The organism is Paraburkholderia sp. RL18-085-BIA-A (assembly GCF_046027075.1).
Taxonomy (GTDB): domain Bacteria; phylum Pseudomonadota; class Gammaproteobacteria; order Burkholderiales; family Burkholderiaceae; genus Paraburkholderia.
The window spans coordinates 100,367-119,393 of the sequence record NZ_JARESU010000005.1 but is presented as its reverse complement, the minus strand read 5'-3'; the positions used below and the strand labels follow the sequence as shown (position 1 = coordinate 119,393).

The following is a 19,027-nucleotide window of genomic DNA, read 5'->3' as shown; positions in this document are numbered from 1 at the left end:
TTTTAATAGAGCCGATCAACGCAGATTGTATTTCCCGCCCAGCGCCATCGCGTGGACGGCGCCGCCGCCGACCGCCGCGCCGAACTTGCGCGCGACGCGATCCGTAATGCTCTCCTTCACCGTGTAATCGACGATATCTGGCGCCTTGAACAGCTCACGCGCGACATAATCCGTGTCGCCGAAGCCGTCGGCGAGACCCAGCTCGACGCTTTTCTGGCCGGTCCAGAACAGCCCGGAGAACATATCAGGCGTTTCATGCAGGCGCTTGCCGCGGCCCTGACGCACTGCGTCGATGAATTGCGCGTGGATCTGATCCAGCATGTCTTGCGCATGTTCGTCCATCTTCGGCGTTTCCGGCGAGAACGGATCGAAAAAACCCTTGTTCTCCCCCGATGTATGCAGCCGACGCTGAATCCCCAGTTTGTCCATCAGGCCGGTAAAACCGAAGCTGTCCATCAGCACGCCGATCGAACCGACGATGCTCGCCTTGTCCACGTAGATCTTGTCCGCCGCCGCGGCCGCGTAGTAGCCGCCCGACGCGCACATGTCGCCGACTACGGCATACAGCGGAATTGACGGATATTTGGTCCGCAAACGCCGAATTTCGTTGTAAATGATGCCCGCCTGGACCGGGCTGCCGCCCGGGCTGTTGCAGCGCAGGATCACGCCCGCCGTGCCGGAGTCGTCGAACGCGCTATCCAACGCTGCGTTGATATCTTCGGCGTTCGCATTCGTATCGGCAGAGATTTCGCCATCAAGTGTCACCATTGCCGTATGACGGCCGGTGACGGCGACCCTATCGCCAGAGAAGGTGATCGCGCCCCATATAAGCAGCAACAGCACGATCAGAAAGAGAAAACGGAAGAAAATCTTCCAGCGCCGCGCCGTGCGCTGTTCAGCGATTGCCGCGAGCGCGATGCGTTCGAGCGCCGCCCGCTCCCAACCGGGTTCATCGGCAGACGTGCGGGAACGGCCGGTCAGGGTTGGGTCCTTCGGCTCGGGAGTCAAATTGTCGGACATGCGGGCTGTGGAAAGATGAAGGGAGAAGTCAGGGCGTGGCCGGATGCAGTTCGCCATCAGGCAGCCAGAACACGGCGCGGCCCTCCGGCGTGTCCCGTTCCTCAACCTGGACGGGACGCAATCTGCCGCCGCGGCACGGACCACCGACACATTTGCCAGTATCCGGCGCGTAAATCGCGCCATGTGTAGCGCACATCAAGTATAAACCGGACGATTCGAAGAACTGTCCTTCGGCCCAGTCGAGCTCCATCGGCACGTGCGCGCATCGGTTCAGATAACCGTAGGCACGGCCATCGTAGCGAACGAAAAACACCACGACATCGCCGCCGCCGAGCCGCGCGGCGCGGCGTACGCCCGCGCCGCCGTCCACCAGGTCATCCGCCGCGCAAATGCGCACGGCCTGCGCCGCCGTTGCCGCTGGGTCCGCGCTCATGCGTTCTCTCGCAGCCAGCCGGATAGCGCACTCACGCTGGAGGCGACGAATTTCGGCGACAGCGCGCTCAGCGGGCCTGCCGGATGCGCACCATAAGTCACGCCGATCCCCGCGACACCCGCGTTGATCGCCATTTGCAGATCGTGCGTGGTGTCGCCGACCATCACCGTGCGCACCGGATCCTGCCCCAGTTCGCGCGTCAGCTCGTGGAGCATCGCGGGATGCGGCTTTGAAAACGTCTCGTCGGCGCAGCGCGTTCCGTCGAACAGGCTGGTCAGGCGCGACTGGTCGAGCGCGCGGTTCAACCCGACGCGGCTCTTGCCCGTCGCCACCGCGAGCAGGTAGCCCTGATCGCGCAAATCCTGCAGCATCTCGCGCACGCCGGCGAACAGCTCGGTGGTCTGATCCTTCACCAGATAATGGAAGCGGTAACGCTCGGAGAGTCGCGGATAATCGGCCGGATCGAGCGTGGGCGCGGCAATCTGCAGCGCTTCGCGCAGGCCCAGACCGATCACGTAACTCGCGGCCTCGTCGGCGGGAACCGGCAAGCCGAGATCGCGGCAGGCCGCCTGGATGCTGCGCGTGATGTGCGCGGTCGAATCCATCAGCGTGCCGTCCCAGTCGAAAACGATCAGATCAAATTGCTCTCTAGCCATGCGGTGTCGTCTCCGGGTTGGACCCATTTCGTAGTTCGTTGAGCTGCGCGATGAAGCTGCGGCACTCGGCGGGCATTGGCGCTTCGAACTGCAGCGGCGCGCCAGTCGCCGGATGCGCGAGCTTCAGCCGGTATGCGTGCAGGAACATGCGCTTCAGACTGGGCTTCGCGTTGGCGCGCGCCAGCGCCTTGTTCAGCGCGAAGTCGCCGTATTTGGCGTCGCCGACGATCGGCAGTTCCAGATGCTGCAAATGGACGCGAATCTGATGCGTGCGGCCAGTCTTCAACTCCGCCTCCAGCAGCGCATAGTCGGACCATCGGTCGATCAGATTGAACACGGTATGCGACGCCAGACCGTCGTCCTGCACCCGCACGCGACGCTCGCCGTCCGCGGTCAAGTACTTGTGCAGGGGCGCCTTGACCGCGCGGCGGCGGCCCCAGTCGCTCGCCCACTCGCCATGCACGCACGCATAGTAGCGCTTGTCCATTTGGTTCTCGCGGATCTGCTCGTGCAGATTGACGAGCGCCGCGCGCTTCTTGGCGAGCATCAGGATGCCGGAGGTTTCGCGATCCAGCCGATGCACCAGTTCGAGGAATTTCGCCTGCGGCCGCGCCTCCCGCATCTGCTCGATCACGCCGAACGCGACGCCGCTGCCCCCATGGACCGCGACGCCGGCCGGTTTGTCGATGACGAGCAGGTGATCGTCTTCGAAAATGATGTGGAAGTTGGCGCTCGGCACGCTCGCGTGGGCGGCCGCTTCGTTGGGTTGCGCAACGCGGATGGGCGGCACGCGCACCCGATCGCCGAGTTCGAGTCGGTACTGCACGTCTATCCGGCCCTTATTCACGCGGACTTCGCCGCTGCGCAGAATGCGATAAATATGGCTCTTGGGCACGCCTTTACAGACGCGCAACAGGAAGTTGTCGATGCGCTGTCCGGCCGCGCTGTCGTCGATCTCGATGACGGAGACCTGGTCGCTTGCGACCGATTTCTGGGATATTTTGCCTAACTCTTTCATTCTGAATATAATTTGCCCAGCAGTCTGCGGCGGCCGGCGCAGTGACCGGGATTCGGGCGGATTGCGCAGGTGCAAGCGATAAACGGTTATTTTACTTGCGCCGGGGTCTGGTTGCTCACCCTCAATTTGAGATGCAACGAGTTGCACGCACGAAGTCAGTACCCGGCAGGGACGGCGCCCACAGGTGCGTTCGGTCAAGGTCGGCTTCGACGGTAACGGAAATTTGGTAAAAAAGAATTTAACCTTCAGCTTCGAGTTCGGGCGGTCTGACGCCCTGCTGTACGAAGCTGCGGGTTGCGAAATACGGCGTGCGCCCGAGGCGTCTTGTAGAAAGTACAAGACATGGCGACGTCAAAATGAGGCGAGACACCCCCAGCAGGAAAAGACGCGCCGCTTGCGCGAACTTCCCGCTGCGGCATGACCGCAGCCTTCGACCTTCCGGTCACGCGCCCAGTTGGCGCACCGGCGAGAGGGACAAAAGGCTTATGAAGGTCTGCCGGCAGAACCCGCGGCGTGTCGGGTCGTTATTTGAAGCCGTGTTCGCATGTGCCCTGCGGCACCGCGCCCATTTTTTAATGGGGCCGGGCCCTCTCAGGCAATTCTCCCGCCACGTTTCCCGCTCCAGCGTGCTTGTGAAAACACAATAAGGCGCGGCATGCCGCTGCCCTCTTCGCTCTCGCGACTGACAATCGCGCAGCCTGGGGGCAGGCTAAGCCGCTCTGGAGTCGTTCAATGAAACGAATGTTGTTCAATGCGACGCAGCAGGAAGAACTGCGCGTCGCCATCGTCGATGGGCAAAAACTCATCGATATCGACATCGAAACCGCCGGCCGCGAACAGCGCAAAGGCAATATTTACAAAGGCATCATCACCCGCATCGAGCCGTCGCTCGAAGCCTGTTTCGTCAACTACGGCGAAGACCGCCACGGCTTCCTGCCGTTCAAGGAAGTCGCCCGCCAGTATTTCCGCGACGGCGTCGACATGCGCTCCGCGCGCATTCAGGACGCGCTGAAGGAAGGTCAGGAACTGATCGTTCAGGTCGAAAAGGAAGAACGCGGCAACAAGGGCGCGGCCCTCACCACGTTCATCTCGCTCGCCGGCCGGTATCTCGTTCTGATGCCGAACAACCCGCGCGGCGGCGGCGTGTCGCGCCGGATCGAAGGCGACGACCGGCAGGAACTGCGCGAAACCATGGCGCAGCTGCAATTGCCGGAAGGCATGAGCATCATCGCGCGCACGGCCGGCATCGGCCGCAGCGCCGAAGAACTGCAATGGGACCTGAACTACCTGATGCAACTGTGGCGCGCGATCGAAGCCGCGTCGCAAAGCGGTTCGAGCGGCCAGCCGATGCTGATCTATCTCGAATCGAGCCTCGTGATCCGCGCGATCCGCGACTATTTCCAGCCGGATATCGGCGAAATCCTGATCGACACCACCGAAATCCATGACCAGGCCCGCGCCTTCATGGACATCGTGATGCCGGACAATGTCAGCAAGGTGAAGCGGTATCACGACGACGTGCCGCTCTTCTCGCGCTTCCAGATCGAACACCAGATCGAAACGGCGTACTCGCGCACGGTGCCGCTGCCCTCGGGCGGCGCGATCGTGATCGACCACACCGAAGCGCTGGTCGCGATCGACGTGAACTCGGCGCGAGCCACCAAGGGCGCGGACATCGAGGAAACGGCCGCACGGACCAACCTCGAAGCCGCCGACGAAGTCGCCCGCCAGTTGCGTCTGCGCGACCTGGGCGGCCTGATCGTGATCGACTTCATCGACATGGAGTCGGCCAAGAGCCAGCGCGAAGTCGAGCAGCGCCTGAAAGACGCGCTCAAGCACGACCGCGCGCGCGTCCAGATGGGCAAGATCTCGCGCTTCGGCCTGATGGAACTGTCGCGTCAGCGTCTGCGCCCGGCCCTGTCGGAAGGCAGCCACGTGACCTGCCCGCGCTGTAACGGCACGGGCCACATCCGCGATACCGAATCGTCCGCGCTGCAAGTGCTGCGGATCATTCAGGAAGAAGCGATGAAGGAAAACACCGCGGCAATCCATTGCCAGGTGCCGGTCGAAGTGACCGCCTTCCTGTTGAACGAAAAGCGCGCCGAAATCAACAAGATCGAGTCGCGTTTCAAGGTCAATGTCGTCCTGATTCCGAACAAGCACCTCGATACGCCGCATTACAAACTCGAGCGCCTGCGTCACGACGACGCGCGCCTCGACGATCCGCGCGCGTCGTGGAAGATGGCCGAAGAAGCGGCCCGCGAACTGGAATCGGAAACCGGTTACAGCAAGCGCACCGAGGAAGTGAAGCCAAAGCAGGAAGCGGCGGTCAAGGGCATCACGCCTGAAAAGCCGGCGCCGAGCGCGCCGGTTCGCCCGGCGACGGCCCCTGCTCCGGTCGCGGTGACGCCGGCGAGCGGCGGTTTCATCGGCTGGCTGAAGAATCTGTTCGGCATGCAACCGGCCGCGCCGGCGCCTGTCGCACCGGCCGCAACCGAGAAGCAGGCGCGTGCGCAACGCGGCGAAGGCACGGAGCGTGGCGAGCGCACCGGTGAACGCGGCGGCGATCGCACTCGCAATCGCCGTGGCGGCGCGGGTAGCCGCGACGCGGCGGGTCGCGGCGAAGGCACGACCGGCGGCCGTCAGGCTCAAGGCCAGCAGCCGTCGCAGCGTCGCGAAGAGCGGGAACCGCGTGAAGGCCGCGACGTGCGTGAAGCACGCGAAGGTCGTGAACCGCGCGAGGCTCGCGAGCCGCGTGGCAATCGTGAAGCGCGTGAGCCGCGCGAGGCCCGCGAAAGCCGTGAACCGCGCGAAGCGCGCGAGCCACGTGAAGGTCGCGAGGGTCGGGAAAATCGCGGTGCTGACCGTGCGGAAACCGCGGAAGGCGCAGCGCGCGCCGAGCGTGGCGAACGCCAGGAACGTGGCGAGCGCCGTGAACGTGGCGAGCGTGCTGAGCGCGGCGAACGTCGCAAGCAGCCGGCGGAAACCACGGACGCACTAACCACGCAAGCCGAAGCGCAACCGGCGGAGGAACTGGCGAACAGCCAGGCCGCGCTGGGCGAAAACGGCGCGCCGATCGATCAGGAAGCGGTCGCGCGTGACGGTGAAGAGCGTCGTCGTCGTCGTCGCGGCCGTCGCGGTGGCCGTCGTGAGCGTGAAGAGGACGTGAACGGCAACCTCGCAGCGGACGTCGCGGAAGCCGAAGGCGACAACCTCAGCGTGAGCGACGACGCACCGGTGCGCACGGCTCAACAGCCGGTCGAACACAAAGCGGAAGTCAGCGAAGCAAAGGAAGTGACGCCGGTGGAAGTGGTGGTCGCGGCTGTCGCGACCGAGACCGCCGTCGTGACCGAACTGCACGCGGCAACCGAAACGCCGGCTCTCGCCGCCGAGATGGCTGCGAAGACGGAAACGACGGTACCGGTCGAGCAAGCGCCGGTCACGCCGGCTGCGGTTGAGCCGGCTGCGGTTGAGCCGGTTACGGCTGAGCCGGTTACGGAAGCGTCGGTGGCACAACCCGCACCGGCGGCCGGCGAGACGGTTTCGCAGGTCGAACCGGTCGCCCGTGCCGAAGCTCCGGCGCCGGCACATAGCGAAGTGCCGGCAGTCGAAGCGCCGGCCGCTGCGGCTCCGGCTGTGGTGATCGAAGCACCGGCAGTGACGCCGGCGCCGCAAGCCGAGATAGTCGAAGCGCAGCCGGTCCAGGCCGAAACTGCGGCGGAGCCGGCTGCGATCGAACCGGCACCTGTCCCCGCAGCAGCGCAGGCAGTGCAGGCGCCGCGCGGCGCCGTGCCCGCAGAAGCCCTGCAGCCGGTGCTGGAACAGGCCGGTCTTGTCTGGGTGAATACCGACACCGCCAAATGGCGTGCCGCGCAGGAAGCCGCTGCGCAGACCGCCAAGCCGGCCCGGGTGGTGCGTGAGCGCAAGCCGGTGCCACCGCTCGACAACGCGCCGATGCAACAAGTGGAAACGGCGAAGCACCCGCAGTAAGCTAGCCCGCCGCACTAAAAAAGCCCGCCCTACCCGGCGGGCTTTTTGCTTTTACGGACGCAAACGGCAGGGCGCACGCGCCGCGACATGCCGCTCCCTGTATACCCGACAAGGCCCGCTCCCCGCTGTGGTCAAAAGCATTTCCGATAGAATGACTATCTAGCCGTCCACTCGAGCACCAGAAGAAACACCTCATGTCCCGACGCATCATCCCAGTTGCCGACCTCAGCGCGGCGCCGGTCATTGCCGGCCCCCTGCAGACGCCTCATGGCGTGCTGCACGACGCGATGTCGCGTCCGCTGCGAGACCTGCGCATTTCGGTAACGGACCGCTGCAATTTCCGGTGCGTCTACTGCATGCCGCGAGCGGTGTTCGACAAGGACTACGCATTCCTGCCGCACAACGCCTTGTTGAGCTTCGAGGAAATCGAACGGCTGGCGCGGCTTAGCGTCGCACACGGGGTCGAAAAGATTCGTCTGACAGGTGGCGAGCCGCTGTTACGCAAAAATCTGGAATTCCTGATCGAACGGCTCGCGCAGCTGACCACGCCGGCGGGCCGCCCAATCGACCTGACGCTGACCACCAACGGCTCGCTGCTGGAACGCAAGGCCCGGAGCCTGAAAGACGCCGGACTGACCCGTGTCACCGTCAGTCTCGACGCGCTCGACGACACGCTGTTTCGCCGCATGAACGACGCCGACTTCGCGGTTGCCGACGTGCTGGACGGTATCGCCGCGGCGCACGCGGTGGGGCTCGCGCCGGTCAAGGTCAACATGGTCGTCAAGCGCGGTACCAACGACGGCGAAATCCTGCCGATGGCGCGCCACTTCAAAGGCTCGGGCACGGTGCTGCGCTTTATCGAATACATGGACGTCGGCACGTCGAACGGCTGGAACATGGCTGAAGTATTGCCATCGGCCGACGTGGTGACGCGTATCGCCGAGCAGTTCCCGCTCGTGCCGCTCGAAGCGCACAGCGCCGCCGAGACCGCGCAGCGCTGGGGTTACGTGGACGGCAGCGGCGAGATCGGCGTGATTTCGAGCGTCACGCGCGCATTTTGCGGCAGTTGCACTCGCGCGCGCCTGTCGACCGAGGGCAAGCTGTACTTGTGCCTCTTCGCATCGTCGGGTCACGACCTGCGCGCGTTGCTGCGCAGCGGCGCGAGCGACGCCGAGATCGCCACCGCCATCGCGGAAATCTGGCAAGGCCGTAGCGACCGCTATTCGCAACTGCGCGGCAGCTACCCGGCCGACTCGCGCGAGCACGCTGGCCGCCGCGTCGAGATGTCGTACATCGGCGGGTGAGCGCCCGGCGCATGCAAATCACGCGTGAACAGATCACCGGCCTGCTGCTCGCGGGCGGGCGCGGCGTGCGCATGGGCGGCGTCGACAAGGGCCTGCAAACGCTGCACGGCGAGCCGCTCGCCGCCCACGTGCTGAGGCGCTTGGCGCCGCAGGCCGGCGCGCTGCTGATCAGCGCCAACCGTCATCCCGATACCTACGCCGCGCTCGGCGCGCCGTTCGGCGCTGTGATCGTGGCCGACACGCTGCCCGGCTTCCCGGGACCGCTGGCGGGCTTGCTTGCCGGGCTGCGCGCGAGCGCCACCCCCTATCTGCTGAGCGCGCCCTGCGACTCACCGTGGCTGCCCGCCGATCTCGCCGCGCGCCTCGCGCACGCGCTAAACGCAAACCAGGCCGACATCGCCACCGCCACGACCGCCGACGCCGACGGCAACACGTCCCTTCACCCCGTCTTCGCGCTGCTTCGCACCGGACTCGCGGACGACCTCTCTGAGTTTCTGGACGCCGGCGAACGCAAAGTCCGCGCGTGGTACGCACGCCACAGGACGGTGGAAGTCGTCTTTACCGACGAGCGCGCGTTTTACAATGCCAACTCGTTACAAGAACTCGCCGACCTCGAACGCGATCGAGACCCCGGTTGATATCCGCCCGGCCGCACGGCAACAGCCGCGCCCTTCTCCGGTCGCGACGCCCAGCCCTTCATGACCACGCCTAACGAATTTTCCCGCTGCGTCGCGCAATACGATCCTCACGCGCTACCCGTTTCGGCCGCACAGGCCATTGTTCGCCAGTGGGCCGCACCGGTCACGGCCGTCGAACGCGTGGCATTGCGCGACGCGCTCGACCGCGTGCTCGCCGCCGATATCGTGTCGCCGATCAACGTTCCTTCGCATGACAATTCCGCGATGGACGGCTACGCGTTCAAGCGCGCGGCGCTGGCCGCGCAAGCATCCACCATCGACCTGACGATCGTCGGCAAGGCGTTGGCCGGGCATCCTTTCGCGGGCCGCGTCGAGACGAACCAATGCGTGCGCGTGATGACGGGTGCCTGCATGCCCGCAGACTGCGACACGGTCGTGCCGCAGGAACTGGTCGAGCGCAGCGCGGATGCGGCGTCGATCCGTTTCGCGGCCGACGTCGTCGCGCCCGGCGCCAATCGCCGCCTCGCCGGCGAAGATCTCGCGCGCGGCCATGCCGCGCTGCGGGCCGGCCGCATCGTGCGGGCGTCGGACCTCGGGCTGCTGGCGTCGCTCGGGATCGGCGAAGTGCATGTGCGGCGGCGCCTGCGCGTCGCGTTCTTTTCGACCGGCGACGAATTGCGCTCGCTCGGCGAGCCGCTCGATGCAGGCTCCGTGTACGACAGCAACCGCTACACGCTGTTTGCGATGCTGCGCCGCCTGAACGTCGATGCGCTCGATCTCGGCGTGGTGCGCGACGAGCCCGCCGCGCTGGAAGCCGCTTTGCGCAGCGCCGCGGCGAGCGCCGACGTGGTGTTGACCTCGGGCGGCGTGTCGGTTGGCGAGGCAGATTTCACCAGGCAACTGCTGCAGACCTTCGGCGACGTGGCCTTCTGGAGTCTGGCGATGCGCCCGGGCCGGCCGCTCGCGTTTGGCCGCCTCTGGTCCGGCGCGCGGCCGGGCGCCGGGCAGCCGGCGCTATTCTTCGGCTTGCCGGGCAACCCGGTCGCCGTGATGGTGGCGTTCTATCAGATCGTGCGCGAAGTGCTGCTGATGATGTCCGGCGCGACGCCGCCCCCGCTGCCGACGATTCACGCGACGAGCCGCCAGGCCATCCGAAAACGCGCCGGCCGCACTGAGTTCCAGCGCGGCGTCGCGGAGCAGGACGCGCACGGATACTGGCACGTCACGCCGACCGGCTCGCAAAGCTCGGGCGTGCTGAGTTCGATGAGCGAAGCCAATTGCTTTATCGTGCTCGGACATGACGAAGGCGCGATTGCCGACGGAGAACGCGTGGCGATCATGCTATTCGACGGTCTCGTATAACGCTTGCGCGAGCGGCCGTTTACAGCTTTACCCATTACTACTACGACACACGGGTTGGACCTACATGAAAAAACAGATCTCGTTCATTGCACCTGGACAGACGGCCAAAGCGCTCATCCTCGTGTACCTGACGTTCTCGGTGCCGATCGTGCTGCTGGGCGTGCTGGTCGCGTTCATTCGCTACGGCTCGGTGGAATTGAGCACGGTATTCAGCGCGCTGCTGCTGAATGCGATCCTCGGCTTCGTGCTGCTGTGGATCGCCTGCCACGCGTACAACTGGGTTGCGTCGCGCTTCGGCGGCATTGAAATTCATCTGACCGACGCGCCGGAAGAGGCGTAATGCCCGCGACCATCCGCGCCGCCGCGCCCGCGGACACCGGCGCCATCTTCGCGCTCACGTACGAACTGGCGCAATTCGAAAGCCTCACGCACGTCTTTGTCGCGACCGAAGAGGGTCTGTTCGACGCGCTATTCGGTGCGCGGCCCTCGATCGAAGCGCTGGTCGCGGAAGACGCGGGACGCATCGTCGGTTATGCGCTGTTCTTCCATAATTATTCGAGTTTCGCCGGCAGGCGCGGGCTGTATCTCGAAGACGTGTACGTGCAACCCTCGCAACGCGGCAGCGGCCTCGGCACCGCGTTGCTGCGGCGCCTTGCGGCCCTGGCGGTGGAGCGGCAATGTGCGCGTTTCGAGTGGACGGTGCTGGACTGGAATCAGCCCGCGATCGGCTTCTATCAGAAGATGGGCGCGACCGTGTTGCCGGACTGGCGCGTGGTGCGAGTGACGGGCGATGCGCTCCAGCAGATGGCCGCGGGCGCGGGTAAAGCCGACGGCGTCTAGCCTTCTCGCCGGGCCGCCCGCTCCCCGCGCAGCCTTGCTGCAACCTTATTGCTCGTCGGGGTCCACGCTGGACAGCGCGTCGCCGAGAACGCCACTTGCATCCTCTCCCGGCAACGCCTCGACGTCACGCAGCTTGCGGCTCATCATGCGCGTGCGCGTTTCCGCCGCTTCGATCGAACGCGTGACGGTTTCCAGCTGCGCCTTGGTCTTCGCCAGCACGTCGCCGAATTTGCCGAACTCCGTTTTTACCGCGCCGAGGACCTGCCACACCTCGCTCGAACGCCTTTCGATCGCGAGCGTGCGAAAGCCCATCTGCAAACTGTTGAGCAGGGCGGTCAGCGTGGTCGGTCCCGCAATCGTCACGCGGTAGTCGCGCTGCAGCAGGTCCGTGAGTCCGGGCCGGCGCAGTACTTCCGCATACAGGCCTTCGGTCGGCAGGAACAGCAACGCGAAGTCGGTGGTGTGCGGCGGCGCCACATACTTCTCGGCGATCGTGCGCGCCTCCGCGCGAATCCGCGCTTCGAGCGCGCGTGACGCCTCTTCCACCGCGATCGGATCGGCGCGTTCCTGCGCTTCGATCAGACGCTCGTAGTCTTCGCGCGGGAATTTGGCGTCGATCGGCAGCCAGACGGGGGCCGCTGCGGCGCCCTGCTCCGCACGTCCCGGCAAGCGGATCGCAAACTCGACGCGCTCCGCGCTCTTTGGCACCGTCGCGACGTTCTTCGCGTATTGATCGGCGGTGAGCAACTGTTCGAGCAACGCTTCCAGTTGCACTTCGCCCCACGTGCCACGTGTCTTGACGTTGGTGAGCACCTTCTTCAGATCGCCGACGCCGGCGGCCAGCGTCTGCATCTCGCCCAACCCGCGATGCACCTGCTCGAGCCGGTCGGACACCAGCTTGAATGATTCGCCCAGACGCTGTTCGAGCGTGGCGTGCAGTTTTTCGTCCACGGTACGGCGCATTTCCTCGAGCTTGCCCGAGTTGTTCGCCTCGATATCCTTGAGCCGCTGTTCAATGGTCGCGCGCACTTCGGCGAAGCGCCGATCGTTCGCCTCGGTGAGGTGTCCCAGTTGCAGGCTCAGCGTGTCGCCGAACTGTTTGAGCGTGCGCCCCTGTTCGTCGCGCGCCTGCTGGGCTTGTGCCTGCAGGCTCTGACGCACCGCGTCGAGCTGCTGTGCGAAACCGTCGATCTTGCCGCTTTGCACCGTAGTCATGCTGCTGAACTGCGCCGCGAGCGTCTGTTGAAAGTGCGCGAAGCCACTGCTCTGCTCGGTGCGCGACACCCGCGCCGTCTCGGCGATGTCGTTGCGCAACTGCCGTTCGAGGCGCTCGTTCGCGTGCGCTTGCGTGTCCGCGGCGACATCCATGCGTTCGTTGAGCAGTTCGAATTGCTCGTGGTCGTCCGCGCGGCCCTGAACGCGCAGCAGCAGCGCCACCGCGATGACCAATGCGACCGCCAGCACCGCGACGGCCGCCTCCAGAATCATCATCATGAACGCGCCTTGCCCATCACATCCGGGTTGATCGGATTCGGCGGCTGGCCGGCGCGCGGCCCTTCGCCGAGCGCGGCGATCAGGTTGTCCGCGGCGAGATTCGCCATTGCGCGGCGCGTGGCTTCGGTCGCGCTCGCAATGTGCGGCGTCAGCACGACGTTCGGCACACTCAGCAGATCCGAATTCAGATGCGGCTCGCCCTCGAACACGTCCAGACCGGCAGCCGCGATCTGCTTCGAGCGCAGCGCCTCGACCAGCGCCGCGTCGTCGACGATGCCGCCACGTGCGATGTTGGTGAGCGTAGCGGTCGGTTTCATCAGCGCGAGTTCGGCCGCACCGATCGTGTGATGGCTTTCCTTCGAGTACGGCACGACCAGCACGACATGATCGGCGCGGCGCAACAGGTCCTGCTTCGATACATATTCCGCGTTCAGCTCGGCCTCGATCTCCGGCGCCACGCGCGAGCGGTTGTGATAGATCACCTGCATGTTGAAGCCCTTCGCGCGACGCGCCAGCGCCTGGCCGATCCGGCCCATGCCGATCACGCCGAGCGTGGAGCCGTACAGATCGTTGCCGAGAAAGCCGTCGTAGCTCCACTTCTGCCATTTGCCCGCGCGCAGCCAGTGCTCCGATTCGGCGATACGGCGCGCCGCGGCCATCATCAACGCCCAGCCGAAGTCGGCGGTCGACTCGTTGAGCACGTCCGGCGTGTTGGTGCCGAGCACGTTCGCGGCGTTGAACGCGGCCATGTCGAAGTTGTTGTAGCCCACCGCCATGTTCGACACCGCGCGCAGACGCGGCGCCCCCGCCAGGACGCTCGCGTCGATCGGCTCGCCCGCGGTCAGCGCGCCGTCCTTATCCGCGAGACGGCGCTTCAGTTCGTCTGCCGGCAGCACGTCGCCCTGGTTCCAGTCGACTTCGAAATATTGTTTGAGCCGTTCGATCACATCGGGAAAGATCGAACGGGCGACGAGGATCTTCTGCATTGCAATTCTCCGTATAGCGCGTCGAGCGGAAATGCCTCGGCGTCGAAATCAGCGTCAGAAAAACAGCCAGCCGGTGAGCGCGAAGAGCGGCAGCAGCACCGCGCCGGACCAGCCCATAAACGCGAAAAAACTCGGCATGCGAACCCCGCGCGACTGTGCGATCGCTTTCACCATGAAGTTCGGCGCGTTGCCGATATACGTGTTCGCGCCCATGAATACGGCGCCGGCCGAAATCGCGGCGAGCGTGGTCGCGCCGGTAGTCATCAACTTCTGCGCATCGCCGCCGGCCAGGTTGAAGAACACGAGATAGGTCGGCGCGTTGTCGAGAAACGAAGATAGCAGGCCGGTCGCCCAGAAGTACATGATGTCGCGCGGCTGGCCGGCAGGATCGTTGACCAGATGGACGACGCCCGCGAACGCACCGGCCTCGCCGGCGCGCAGCATGATGATGACCGGCGCGATCGTCACGAAAATGCCGGCGAACAGTTTCGCCACTTCCTCGATCGGCGCCCAGTTGAAGTCGTTGCCCGCGCGCGCCGCGCGCGGCGTCAACGCGAGCGACAGCAACGTAACGGCGATCAGCGCGATATCGCGCAACGCATTCTGCAACGCCACCGGGGTGCCGAACACGTCGAACGTCACCGCCGGCCGCCATAGCCCGCTCATCAGCACGAGTCCGATCACCGCGGCGAGCAGCAGAAAATTGATCTTGCCGTCGATGCCGCGCGGCGCGCCCTCGGGCGTCGGATCTAGAAAGCGCGAGCGCTCCTCTTCACGCCGATGAAAGTAGTACGAGTCGAGCGCATAGAAGCCAGCCAACAGCACGGTGCTGACGAACAGCATCGGCAGCGCGAGGTGCACTGTGGTCCAGAAGAAGCTGACGCCCTCGAGGAAGCCGAGAAAGAGCGGCGGGTCGCCCAATGGCGACAGCGCACCGCCCACGTTCGCCACGAGAAAAATGAAGAACACGACCACATGGACCACGTGCCGGCGATTGTCGTTGGCGCGCAGCAGCGGACGGATCAGCAGCATCGCCGCGCCGGTCGTGCCCATCACGCTCGCCAGCAACGTGCCGAGCGCGAGAATCGCAGTATTCACGCGCGGCGTGCCATGCAGATTGCCGCGCACGCGGATGCCGCCGGCGACCGTGTAAAGCGCCGTCAGCAGGACGATGAACGGAACGTACTCGGCAAGCATTGCATGCACCAGTTCACCGAAAGCCTCGTGCACACCGAAGCTGAGCGCGAACGGCACGAGAAACGCGACCGCCCACCCAGCCGCGATCTTGCCGAAATGGTGATGCCAGAACGCGGGCGCGACTAGCGGAAATACCGCGATCGACAGCAGCACGCCCGCGAACGGCAGGCCCCACAGCGCCGACAGACTCGCACCGTCGAGCGTCGCGGCAGACGCCGGTTGAGACGACGCGACCAGTGTCAGTGCGACGGCGAGCGACATCCTCGCCCACACGGCATGCCCTTTCATATTCTTGAATTCCTTTTTATTGCGAGTACGGCGAGCGGCCAGGCGCGCGTTGGAGCGTAGCCGCGTTACTCGCTCAGGCACCCTGCACGACGATCACATGCACCCGGTACGGGCCATGTGCGCCGAGCACGATGGTCTGTTCGATATCGCCGGTGCGCGAAGGCCCGGAGACGAAATTGACTGCGCGCGGCAGTTCGCCGCGCTCTTTGCGGATCAGGCCGAACGCGTCCTCATGCCCCGCGACGATGCGCGAAGCCGGCACGATGGCAATGTGCGTTTCCGGCAGCAGGCTGGCTGATGCGTAGGTTTGCGGCCCGGACAGCAGCACGAGGGTGCCGGTCTCGGCGGTGGCGCAGAAGCAGCCGGTGAGACCGACCACGTCGCCGTCTTGCGGCTTGCGGAATTCGACGGTGAGGCCGGCTTCGGCCCACTGCAGATCCTGCAGCGTTTGCCACGCGATAGCCTGTAGCGGCAACCCGTGTTCCGTGAGGTAGCGATGCGCCGCGGCCGGCACGTCGGCGAGCGTCTGAACCGTGTCGACCGTGGTCGCCAGTTTCTGCGCTTCTTCGATGAAGCGGGCGCTCAGGTCGGCCGGCATCTCCGGACGCGGACCAGCCGGATGGCGCTCGAGATAGTCCGCCGCGGCGTCGCGCTCGGCAGCGGACGGCTCGGGCTCGTGTCCTTGCGCGGCGCGGATGCGCGCCAGGATGTTGCGGCGGGCAATCGATGTGTCCATATGCGAAACCCTCATGTCGACAGCCGTGCGAAGTGACGAGGATTATACCGGCCGCCCTTCGCGCGAACACCCTGGCCGAACGGCATATTGCGAGGCGGCGCCCGCGGGTTCAAAGTGATGACCACGCGAGCAGTTGCATGAACCCGGGCAGCGCGTGAAGCGCGTTACTTCGCCGCCTCTTCATCCGGCTGGGCGATGCCGAACACCTGCCGCAAGTACGCGAGGTAGGCCTTGTCTTCGCACATGTTCTTGCCGGGTGAATCCGACAGCTTCGCCACCGGCTGACCATTGCAGCGAACCATCTTGATGACGATCTGCAGCGGGTTGTAGCCGAGGTCGTTGGTCAGATTGGTGCCGACGCCGAAGGCCAGCTTGCAGCGGCCGCGAAAGCGTTCGTAGAGTTGCAGCACTTTCGGAATGTCGAGCGCGTCGGAGAACACGAGGATCTTGGTGCGCGGGTCGCAGCGGTTCGCCTCGTAGTGCTTGAGCAGGCGCTCGCCCCAGTCGAACGGATCGCCGGAATCGTGACGCGCGCCGTCGAACAGCTTGCAGAAGTACATGTCGAAGTCGCGCAGGAAGGCCTGCATGCCGTACACGTCGGACAGCGCGATACCCAGGTCGCCGCGATATTCCTTCGCCCACATTTCGAAGCCGAAGATCTGCGAGTCGCGCAACCGGGGGCCGAGCGCCTGGCACGCCTGCAGGTATTCATGCGCCATCGTGCCGAGCGGCGTGAGGCTGTGCTTCATCGCGTAGAAGACGTTGCTGGTGCCGGCGAACTGTTCGCCGAGACCGTCTTTCAACGTGAGGGTCACTTCCTCGTGCCATTGCTTCGAGAAGCGGCGGCGCGTGCCGTAGTCGGCGATCTTGCAGTCGGCGAATTCGGGGCGCGCGCCCAGCAATTGCATCTTCTCGACGAGGCGGCCGCGCCCTTCGCTGTAGTCGGGCGTTTGCTGCGTGTTGCGGAAATAGACCTCGTTGACGATCGCGAGCATCGGGATCTCGAACAGGATCGTATGCAGCCACGGCCCCTTGATCTCGATGTCGATTTCGCCATTGCCCTTCGGCGACGGTTCGATCGAAATGTATTTCTCGTTCAGATGAAACAGCGCGAGAAACTCGATGAAATCGCCCTTGATGAAGCGCATGCGCCGCAAGTAGTCGAGCTCGTCGTCGGTGAAGCGCAGGTCGCAGAGCTTGCGCACTTCGTCGCGAATCTCGGCGATATACGGCACGAGATCGACATTCGGCGTGCGGCAGCGGAAACGGTACTCCACGTTCGCGGCGGGAAAATGATGCAACACCACTTGCATCATCGTGAACTTATACAGATCGGTATCGAGCAGCGAAGTAATAATCATGATGGTGCGAACTTGACCGCTGGAAAAACGAAAAGGCCCGACTCAAAAGGCCTGGCTCACCCGTGCGCGTGCGGCGCGCCCATGCGCCGAACTGTCGCATGTTACCCGAATGCGCGAGGCGTCAGTGCGCCGGCGGGCTCTCGTTGCGCGCCCCGAAGAAAGTCCCCGCGCGGCGCCATAAACTAATCACGAAAACATATAAAAGGCGTCGGCCGATGCCGCATACGCCTCTTGACGTTACGTTACAATAGCGTTTTTGGCGTTTGCGCCTTCCCTGATTCCGCATGCAGGAGCTGCCTGAATGACTCACGTTGTGACCGAAAGCTGCATCAAGTGCCGCTATACCGACTGCGTCGATGTGTGCCCGGTGGACTGCTTTCGCGAAGGTCCCAACTTCCTCGCGATCGACCCCGATGAATGCATCGACTGCGCCGTGTGCGTAGCCGAGTGCCCGGTGAACGCCATTTACGCCGAAGAAGATGTGCCGGGCGACCAGCAGGACTTCATCGAGCTGAATGCCGATCTGGCAAAGAATTGGCCGAGCATCACCAAGACCAAGGCGCCGCTGCCGGAAGCCGACGAATTCAAGGACGTGAAGGAAAAGCTCGCGCTGCTCGCGCGCTGAGCGCAGCCGCCTGTCACACGCCCCGCCGCAACCGGATGAAATCAAGATGAACGCAGGGTATTGACAGGCACAAAAGCTGCCCCTACAATTTCGCTTCTCTGCTGTTGTTGTTCTGTTCCTCGATAGCTCAGTCGGTAGAGCGCCGGACTGTTAATCCGTAGGTCCCTGGTTCGAGCCCAGGTCGAGGAGCCAAGAATTGCAAAAGCCCGTTAACCAAGACGGGCTTTTTTATGTAGATCAAGTTGTACTGCTGTTCCTCGATAGCTCAGTCGGTAGAGCGCCGGACTGTTAATCCGTAGGTCCCTGGTTCGAGCCCAGGTCGAGGAGCCAAAATTTTGAAAGGCCCGCATCCGTGCGGGCCTTTTTGTTTTGCGCGATTAGTCTGCGCGCCACGTTTTTCTCGATGACGGATCGCGGCGTGGTTGGCTCGACGCTGACGTTTTTGCCGCCCGTTAGGTGTCATCCGTTGCTGAACCCGCTGCGGGCCAACGCGCGTCGTCTGGCTCCCAGGCCCTGACCCTCTCCGGGGCATGCCGTTATACGATGATGGTTTCCCGGCGCGTCTCGCGCCCAACCCAGGCGCTCTCTTCGGCAATCCATGAAACCCATCTCATTGCGCATCGCGCTTGCAGCCGCCACCGTCATGCTACTGTCTTCGGCACACAGCGAAGAAGTCGCCAGCGTCAATACCAACTTCCACATCACAGGCTCCGACCGGGTGGTCGTCGAGGCCTATGACGATCCGATCGTTCAAGGCGTGACCTGCTATGTGTCGCGCGCGCGCACCGGCGGCGTCAAGGGCACGCTCGGCATTGCCGAAGATCCGACCGAGGCGTCGATCGCCTGCCGCCAGGTCGGCGCGGTTCATTTCACGGGCCCGGTGAAGCAGCAGGCGGACGTGTTCTCCGTAAGCATGTCGCTGATCTTCAAGTCGCTGCATGTGGTGCGTGTGGTCGACCCGAAGCGCAACACGCTCGTGTACCTCACCTATAGCGACCGGGTCGTCAGCGGCAGCGCGAAAAACAGCGTGAGCGCCGTGCCGATGCCGGCCGGCACGACGATCCCCGTCAAGTAAGCGC

The 19,027-nt window shown here is 64.5% G+C and carries 17 protein-coding genes and 2 tRNA genes; 10 read left to right on the top strand and 9 right to left on the bottom strand.

Annotated features, from left to right (window positions below):
• Positions 1–15: 15 nt before the first annotated feature.
• From P0D89_RS05360 to P0D89_RS05345, 4 genes are read right to left on the bottom strand one after another with little or no spacing between them, the layout of a single operon-like run.
• Entirely contained in the window at positions 16–1,020 is a 1,005-nt protein-coding gene (locus P0D89_RS05360; RefSeq protein ID WP_408357138.1) for a S49 family peptidase, read from the bottom strand.
• Between the two features lie 28 nt (positions 1,021–1,048).
• Positions 1,049–1,453, bottom strand: a complete 405-nt coding sequence (locus P0D89_RS05355; RefSeq protein ID WP_408357140.1) for a Rieske (2Fe-2S) protein — start codon at positions 1,451–1,453, stop codon at positions 1,049–1,051.
• Positions 1,450–2,109: an HAD-IA family hydrolase gene (locus P0D89_RS05350; protein ID WP_408357142.1), complete on the bottom strand. Its 660-nt coding sequence runs from the start codon at positions 2,107–2,109 to the stop codon at positions 1,450–1,452. Before P0D89_RS05350 ends, P0D89_RS05355 begins: the two co-directional genes overlap by 4 nt.
• On the bottom strand, positions 2,102–3,127 hold the full coding sequence (locus tag P0D89_RS05345) for an RluA family pseudouridine synthase (RefSeq protein WP_408357144.1): 1,026 nt from the start codon (positions 3,125–3,127) through the stop codon (positions 2,102–2,104). Before P0D89_RS05345 ends, P0D89_RS05350 begins: the two co-directional genes overlap by 8 nt.
• Before the next feature lie 732 nt (positions 3,128–3,859).
• Between P0D89_RS05345 and P0D89_RS05340 the strand changes: the two genes are divergently transcribed.
• The 6 genes from P0D89_RS05340 (at position 3,860) to P0D89_RS05315 (ending at position 11,261) form a co-directional block, all read left to right on the top strand.
• Positions 3,860–7,117 carry an Rne/Rng family ribonuclease gene (locus P0D89_RS05340; protein WP_408357146.1) on the top strand — a complete coding sequence of 1,086 codons (3,258 nt, stop codon included), beginning with the start codon at positions 3,860–3,862 and terminating at the stop codon, positions 7,115–7,117.
• A 194-nt stretch (positions 7,118–7,311) separates the two neighbouring features.
• The gene (gene moaA, locus P0D89_RS05335; protein WP_408357147.1) at positions 7,312–8,421 is read left to right on the top strand and encodes a GTP 3',8-cyclase MoaA; all 1,110 of its coding nucleotides are present in this window, start codon (positions 7,312–7,314) and stop codon (positions 8,419–8,421) included.
• 11 nt (positions 8,422–8,432) lie between these two features.
• Positions 8,433–9,059 carry a molybdenum cofactor guanylyltransferase MobA gene (mobA, locus tag P0D89_RS05330; protein WP_408357148.1) on the top strand — a complete coding sequence of 209 codons (627 nt, stop codon included), beginning with the start codon at positions 8,433–8,435 and terminating at the stop codon, positions 9,057–9,059.
• Positions 9,060–9,119: 60 nt separating this feature from the next.
• Positions 9,120–10,421, top strand: a complete 1,302-nt coding sequence (gene moeA / locus P0D89_RS05325) for a molybdopterin molybdotransferase MoeA (RefSeq protein ID WP_408357150.1) — start codon at positions 9,120–9,122, stop codon at positions 10,419–10,421.
• Positions 10,422–10,485: 64 nt separating this feature from the next.
• Complete coding sequence (locus P0D89_RS05320; RefSeq protein ID WP_074764961.1) at positions 10,486–10,761, top strand: hypothetical protein; 276 nt, start codon at positions 10,486–10,488, stop codon at positions 10,759–10,761.
• Positions 10,761–11,261, top strand: coding sequence for a GNAT family N-acetyltransferase (locus P0D89_RS05315; protein ID WP_408357152.1), 501 nt, complete (start codon positions 10,761–10,763; stop codon positions 11,259–11,261). Before P0D89_RS05320 ends, P0D89_RS05315 begins: the two co-directional genes overlap by 1 nt.
• A 45-nt stretch (positions 11,262–11,306) precedes the next feature.
• On the opposite strand, the gene P0D89_RS05310 is transcribed toward P0D89_RS05315, so the two are convergent.
• The 5 genes from P0D89_RS05310 to pncB form a co-directional block, all read right to left on the bottom strand.
• Complete coding sequence (locus P0D89_RS05310) at positions 11,307–12,755, bottom strand: DNA recombination protein RmuC (RefSeq protein WP_408357154.1); 1,449 nt, start codon at positions 12,753–12,755, stop codon at positions 11,307–11,309.
• Positions 12,752–13,741 carry a 2-hydroxyacid dehydrogenase gene (locus P0D89_RS05305; RefSeq protein ID WP_408357156.1) on the bottom strand — a complete coding sequence of 330 codons (990 nt, stop codon included), beginning with the start codon at positions 13,739–13,741 and terminating at the stop codon, positions 12,752–12,754. Before P0D89_RS05305 ends, P0D89_RS05310 begins: the two co-directional genes overlap by 4 nt.
• 54 nt (positions 13,742–13,795) lie before the next feature.
• The gene (locus tag P0D89_RS05300) at positions 13,796–15,226 is read right to left on the bottom strand and encodes a sodium:proton antiporter (protein ID WP_408357158.1); all 1,431 of its coding nucleotides are present in this window, start codon (positions 15,224–15,226) and stop codon (positions 13,796–13,798) included.
• Positions 15,227–15,299: 73 nt separating this feature from the next.
• Positions 15,300–15,962: a LutC/YkgG family protein gene (locus tag P0D89_RS05295; protein ID WP_408357160.1), complete on the bottom strand. Its 663-nt coding sequence runs from the start codon at positions 15,960–15,962 to the stop codon at positions 15,300–15,302.
• Positions 15,963–16,126: 164 nt separating this feature from the next.
• Positions 16,127–17,323 carry a nicotinate phosphoribosyltransferase gene (gene pncB, locus P0D89_RS05290; RefSeq protein WP_408357162.1) on the bottom strand — a complete coding sequence of 399 codons (1,197 nt, stop codon included), beginning with the start codon at positions 17,321–17,323 and terminating at the stop codon, positions 16,127–16,129.
• A 301-nt stretch (positions 17,324–17,624) separates the two neighbouring features.
• On the opposite strand from pncB, the gene fdxA reads away from it, so the two are divergent.
• The 4 genes from fdxA (at position 17,625) to P0D89_RS05270 (ending at position 19,023) form a co-directional block, all read left to right on the top strand.
• Positions 17,625–17,948 carry a ferredoxin FdxA gene (gene fdxA, locus P0D89_RS05285; protein ID WP_408226050.1) on the top strand — a complete coding sequence of 108 codons (324 nt, stop codon included), beginning with the start codon at positions 17,625–17,627 and terminating at the stop codon, positions 17,946–17,948.
• Between the two features lie 116 nt (positions 17,949–18,064).
• Positions 18,065–18,140: transfer RNA gene (locus P0D89_RS05280), tRNA-Asn, on the top strand.
• Positions 18,141–18,202: 62 nt separating this feature from the next.
• Positions 18,203–18,278: transfer RNA gene (locus P0D89_RS05275), tRNA-Asn, on the top strand.
• 268 nt (positions 18,279–18,546) lie between these two features.
• The gene (locus P0D89_RS05270; protein ID WP_408357164.1) at positions 18,547–19,023 is read left to right on the top strand and encodes a CreA family protein; all 477 of its coding nucleotides are present in this window, start codon (positions 18,547–18,549) and stop codon (positions 19,021–19,023) included.
• Positions 19,024–19,027 lie beyond the last annotated feature (4 nt).

Excerpts from the sequence above, each read along its gene's own strand:
- P0D89_RS05360 (WP_408357138.1), bottom strand. The coding sequence starts at position 1,020 with ATGTCCGACAATTTGACTCCCGAGCCGAAGGACCCAACCCTGACCGGC.
- P0D89_RS05355 (WP_408357140.1), bottom strand. The coding sequence starts at position 1,453 with ATGAGCGCGGACCCAGCGGCAACGGCGGCGCAGGCCGTGCGCATTTGC.
- P0D89_RS05350 (WP_408357142.1), bottom strand. The coding sequence starts at position 2,109 with ATGGCTAGAGAGCAATTTGATCTGATCGTTTTCGACTGGGACGGCACG.
- P0D89_RS05345 (WP_408357144.1), bottom strand. The coding sequence starts at position 3,127 with ATGAAAGAGTTAGGCAAAATATCCCAGAAATCGGTCGCAAGCGACCAG.
- P0D89_RS05340 (WP_408357146.1), top strand. The coding sequence starts at position 3,860 with ATGAAACGAATGTTGTTCAATGCGACGCAGCAGGAAGAACTGCGCGTC.
- moaA (WP_408357147.1), top strand. The coding sequence starts at position 7,312 with ATGTCCCGACGCATCATCCCAGTTGCCGACCTCAGCGCGGCGCCGGTC.
- mobA (WP_408357148.1), top strand. The coding sequence starts at position 8,433 with ATGCAAATCACGCGTGAACAGATCACCGGCCTGCTGCTCGCGGGCGGG.
- moeA (WP_408357150.1), top strand. The coding sequence starts at position 9,120 with ATGACCACGCCTAACGAATTTTCCCGCTGCGTCGCGCAATACGATCCT.
- P0D89_RS05320 (WP_074764961.1), top strand. The coding sequence starts at position 10,486 with ATGAAAAAACAGATCTCGTTCATTGCACCTGGACAGACGGCCAAAGCG.
- P0D89_RS05315 (WP_408357152.1), top strand. The coding sequence starts at position 10,761 with ATGCCCGCGACCATCCGCGCCGCCGCGCCCGCGGACACCGGCGCCATC.
- P0D89_RS05310 (WP_408357154.1), bottom strand. The coding sequence starts at position 12,755 with ATGATGATGATTCTGGAGGCGGCCGTCGCGGTGCTGGCGGTCGCATTG.
- P0D89_RS05305 (WP_408357156.1), bottom strand. The coding sequence starts at position 13,741 with ATGCAGAAGATCCTCGTCGCCCGTTCGATCTTTCCCGATGTGATCGAA.
- P0D89_RS05300 (WP_408357158.1), bottom strand. The coding sequence starts at position 15,226 with ATGAAAGGGCATGCCGTGTGGGCGAGGATGTCGCTCGCCGTCGCACTG.
- P0D89_RS05295 (WP_408357160.1), bottom strand. The coding sequence starts at position 15,962 with ATGGACACATCGATTGCCCGCCGCAACATCCTGGCGCGCATCCGCGCC.
- pncB (WP_408357162.1), bottom strand. The coding sequence starts at position 17,323 with ATGATTATTACTTCGCTGCTCGATACCGATCTGTATAAGTTCACGATG.
- fdxA (WP_408226050.1), top strand. The coding sequence starts at position 17,625 with ATGACTCACGTTGTGACCGAAAGCTGCATCAAGTGCCGCTATACCGAC.
- P0D89_RS05270 (WP_408357164.1), top strand. The coding sequence starts at position 18,547 with ATGAAACCCATCTCATTGCGCATCGCGCTTGCAGCCGCCACCGTCATG.